Genomic DNA, 4305 nt, shown 5'->3' with positions numbered 1-4305 from the left:
TGGCGACCCCGGCGACGGTGGCGGTGACCCCGGCGACGGCGGTGAGGACCCCGGCGACGGCAACAACCCGCCTGGTCCGGGCGACCCGACGCCTCCGCCCGCGGACGAGGGCGGCACCCCCGGCGGTGACGGCGGCTCGAACGAGGGCGGTTCGGACGACGGTGGCTCCACCGGCGGCTCCGAGGCCGACTCGGACGGCGGCTCCGCCGCGGACGACGAGGGCCCCTCGGAGCTCCCGGTGACCGGCGTGAGCGACATGGACGGCTTCGTCCTCGGCGGCGTCCTGGCCACCGGCCTGGGCGCGCTGACGATCTACGCCAGCCGCCGCAAGGAGGCTCCGGCCCCGCTCGCCNNNCCGGACCGCACAGCGGTCCGGGCCCCTGCGCCGTTCGGCCCCGCCCCCGCCCCCGCCTCCGGCGCCCCGGCGGGTCAGGCGTTCGCGCGAGGCCGGAGGGCCGGGGCCAGAACCGTGCACGCCACGGCCGCCCCGGCCACCAGCCACAGGGCCGAGGTGAGCGACCAGGCGTCCGCCAGGGCGCCCACCGTCGGCGGGAAGGCCAGGAAGCCGAGCCGTCCCAGCCACCCGACCACCGTCACCCCGTCGCCGCTGCGCACCCCGGGGACGTCGCCGGCGGCAGCGAGAGTCAGCGGGTACATCGTCGCCACCCCCAGCCCCAGGAGGCCGAAACCGGCCACCGAGGCCGCGGGGAAGGGCACCAGCAACGCCACCGCCATCCCCGCGGCCGACACCGCCCCGCCGGCGCGGGCGGTCGCGACCGCGCCGAAGCGGTCGGTGACCCGGTCGCCGGTCAGCCGTCCCACGGTCATCATCGCCTGGCAGGCCACGAAGGGAAGGGCCGCCAGGAACGCCCCGGCACCGCGCTCGCCCGCCATGAACACCGCGCCCCACGAGGCCGCCGAGTCCTCCACCGCGGAGGCGCCGATCAGCAGCAGGCTCAGTGCCAGCAGCGGGAGCGCCGCCCCGCGCAGCGCCGCGGCCGCCGTGCGGAAGCGCTCCCGCGCGCCGTCCCCGGACGGCGCCTCCTCTCCGCGCTCGGCCCCGTCGGGCCCCGGGAGCAGGTTGCGCGCCGCCCACAGCGACGCCGCCGCGAGCACCACCGCCACCAGCGACAGGTGCGGCCCCATCCCCAGGCCGGCGCCGGCCATCGACGCCCCGGTCAGGCCGCCGCAGACCGCCGCGATGCTCCACGCCGCGTGGAACCCGTTGATGATGCTGCGCCCGTACCGGTGCTGGACCCGCAGCCCGTGCGTGTTCATGGCCGCGTCCATCCAGGCGTCCAGGGCGCCGAGCGCGAACAGGACCAGGGCGAACGTCCACCACCCGGGGGCGGCGGCCGCCGCGGGCAGCACCAGCGCCGTCAGGACGCCGGCGGCCGCGGCCACCCGTCCGCTGCCGAAGCGGGCGATGAGCGGGCCGGCGAGCATGCCCGTGGCCAGAGCCCCGGTCGGCATCGCCGCGACGGCCGCCCCCAGGGCGGCGTTGGACAGGCCCAGGTCCGCCTTGACGGTGGGCAGCCACGGCACCACGTTGGTGTAGGCGTAGCCGTTGACCGCGAAGAGTGCGAAGACGGCGGCGCGCGCTCGCGCGGGTCCACGGCCCGGAGGGGCCTCCTCGTCCGCGCGGCGCTGCGACTCCATCGGGCCTCCGTATCGATCGCGTGCGGTCATGTCCCTGCTACGCACCGTTGACCTCGGGGGTTGCGCCGAGGCGCTCCGGCGCCTTACATATGATCTTCTGGCCGAAATCGCCGACTCATCGACGCTATCCCCCGATCAGCCGGAGCCCCGCTCACCCGGCACGTGCCGACCCCCTCGACGACCGGAGTCCCGACCGATGATCGACTTGAGTGCGCTGCGTGAGAAGCCCACCCTCACCGGAGAGCGGGTCCGCCTTGTGCCGCTGGCGGAGGAGCACGTCGACGACTTCTACGCCTCCGCCCAGGACGACGAGATCCGCAGGCTCACCGGAACGCACCGCAGAATCGGCTACGAGGAGGCGGCCCAGTGGTGCGCCTCCCGCTCCGACCGGGAGGACCGGCTCGACCTCGCGATCATCGCCCACCCCGAGGGGCGCTACGTCGGCGAACTCGCCCTGATGGACGTCGACCCCGACAACGAGACCGCCTCCTACCGCATCGCCCTCTCCGCGATCGAGTTCACCGGGCAGGGGCTGGGCCGCGAGGCCACCCGGCTGCTCTTGGAGTACGCCTTCGAGCGGATCCACCTGCACCGTGTCTGGCTGGAGGTGTACGCCTTCAACATGCGGGCGATCGCGGTCTACCGCTCCTGCGGCTTCGCCGTCGAGGGCCGCCTGCGCGACGCACTGCTGTGGGAGGGGCGCCGCCACGACGCCCTGATCATGGGGGTGCTGGAGAACGACTTCAGGAAGACCGCGGGCACCTGAGCACCGTGCGGCCACAGAAGGCGGAGAGCCGTCCGCCCGATGGGCCGATCCCTCGTCATGGCGCTGTGGGGAGGGGGCGAGCGCACTTCGCCGTCCCGTTCCGGCCGTGCCGGGGCCGCCTGTCCGGGACACCTGCCGTCGCCCGGCGAGACGCGAGCACTGAGACTGAGGCGGCGAGCCGCACGGCTCCAGGGGGCGGACCGTGCCGTCGGGGACATCCGTGAGCGGGCCGGATCGTCCCGCGATGTTGGGTGACGCCTGGGAACGGGTATCTCCACCGCACTTCGCCACCGCATCCGGGAGAGGCGATCATGAGCCCGGTACCCGTATCGCTGCCGTTCGCCGACCGCTCCGCCGCCGGACGCGGCCTCGCCGAGCGGGTCCGCCCGCTCCTGCGGACCGACCCCGTGGTCCTCGCCCTGCCTCCGGGCGGGGTGGCCGTCGGGGCGGAGCTCGCCCGCGCCCTGGACCTTCCCCTCGACGTGCTCGTGGTGCGCCGGCTGACCCTCCAGGGGGCGGCGGGGCGCGCCCCGGTCGGGGCGGTCACCGAGGACGGGGGCGTGGTCTTCGACGACTCCGAGCTGGCCCGGCGCAGAGCCGCCCGGGAGGAGCTCTCCCGCGCGGTGCGCAGCGAGCGCCAGGAACTGGACCGGCTGCTCAAGGCCTACCGCGGCGGCCGCCCGGGCACGCCGGTCGCCGGGCGCGACGTGGTGGTCGTCGACGAGGGGGTGACCACCGGCGCCACGGCGCGCGCCGCACTGCGGTGGGTGCGCCGGCACCGGCCGGCCCGCCTCGTGCTGGCCGTCCCGGTGGCGGCGCAGTCGGCCGTGGCCGCGCTGCGCGGCGAGGCCGACGAGATCGTCGTGCTCACCGCGCCCGACAACTTCCACGCGGTGGGGGAGTGGTACCGGGACTACGAGCGGCCCACCGAGGCCGACATCGCCGCCCTTCTGGAGGAGCGCGCCGGGGGTCGGCCGCCGGTGCGACCGGTGCGCATCGCCGCCGGAGAGGTCGGGCTCGACGGGGACTTCACGGTGCCCGGGACCGTGCGCGGCGCCGCGGTGGTGGCCCTCGGGCACGGGCGCGCGCACGCCCGGAACCGGGCGGCCGCCGACACCCTGCACGAGGCCGGGTACGCCACGCTCGCCCTGGACCTGTGCACGCCCCAGGAGTGGGAGGCCGCGCAGGGGGTGCCCGACATCGGCCCCGACGAGCTGGGCGAGCGCCTGGTGCGGGCGGTCGAGTGGCTGCGCAGTGCGACCGGGACCACGGGGGCGGTGGGGGTCTTCGGTGCCGGCGCGGCGGCCCATGCGGCCCCGGCCGCGGCGGCGCGCATGCCGCGCACCGTGGGGGCGCTCGCCGTGCTCGGCGGCCGGATCGACCTGGCCGGCGAGGAGCTGCCGGGGGTGCGCGTCCCGGTGCTGGTGATGGTCCCGGGCGGGGAGTCCTTCGTCTGGGAGCTGAGCGAGTGGGCCGCCGGGCGGATGGGCGGACCGGTCGAGCTGCGCACCGCCCCCGGCGCCGAGGGGCTTCTGGGGGGAGCCGCCGAGGGGCGCCTCGCGGGGGAGGCGGCCGCCGACTGGTTCGACCGTCACCTCTGAGCGCGGCGGGGCGCCGCCCCCGATTCCTGGGGCCGGATCCGGACGAGAACGGACGGCCAAGGTCCACGGCTCCGCACATCCGGAGGAAAAGGATGGGCCGGGTAGGTCGCGTTTTCTTGGGGAAAGAGGGCGGAGTACTCGAAAGTCCCCCATCGGCCACGGGAGACGTCCGTCGGGCGCCTGGCGAGGGCGGCCGGTCCCACCGTCCCGACGCACGTGCCCCGGGACCGGGTCGTGTCCGCTGGCGTGGTGGAACTCTGCGGGCCCTGGCCGCCCGCA

3 protein-coding genes are annotated in these 4305 nt (G+C 76.3%); 2 read left to right on the top strand and 1 reads right to left on the bottom strand.

Translation table 11 applies throughout. From position 1 onward, the window contains the following. Positions 1-429: 429 nt before the first annotated feature. The gene (locus tag D450_RS0124185; protein WP_017541203.1) at positions 430-1659 is read right to left on the bottom strand and encodes an MFS transporter; all 1230 of its coding nucleotides are present in this window, start codon (positions 1657-1659) and stop codon (positions 430-432) included. A 196-nt stretch (positions 1660-1855) separates the two neighbouring features. Between D450_RS0124185 and D450_RS0124180 the strand changes: the two genes are divergently transcribed. Next, on the top strand, positions 1856-2425 hold the full coding sequence (locus tag D450_RS0124180) for a GNAT family N-acetyltransferase (RefSeq protein ID WP_017541202.1): 570 nt from the start codon (positions 1856-1858) through the stop codon (positions 2423-2425). 311 nt (positions 2426-2736) lie between these two features. Further along, positions 2737-4026 carry a phosphoribosyltransferase gene (locus D450_RS0124175; RefSeq protein WP_017541201.1) on the top strand — a complete coding sequence of 430 codons (1290 nt, stop codon included), beginning with the start codon at positions 2737-2739 and terminating at the stop codon, positions 4024-4026. Positions 4027-4305 lie beyond the last annotated feature (279 nt).

Origin of the sequence: Nocardiopsis halophila DSM 44494, from assembly GCF_000341245.1 — a bacterium.
Classification (GTDB): domain Bacteria; phylum Actinomycetota; class Actinomycetes; order Streptosporangiales; family Streptosporangiaceae; genus Nocardiopsis_A; species Nocardiopsis_A halophila.
Note: the sequence above shows the minus strand (reverse complement) of the source record. Positions and strands in the feature narration are given on the sequence as shown.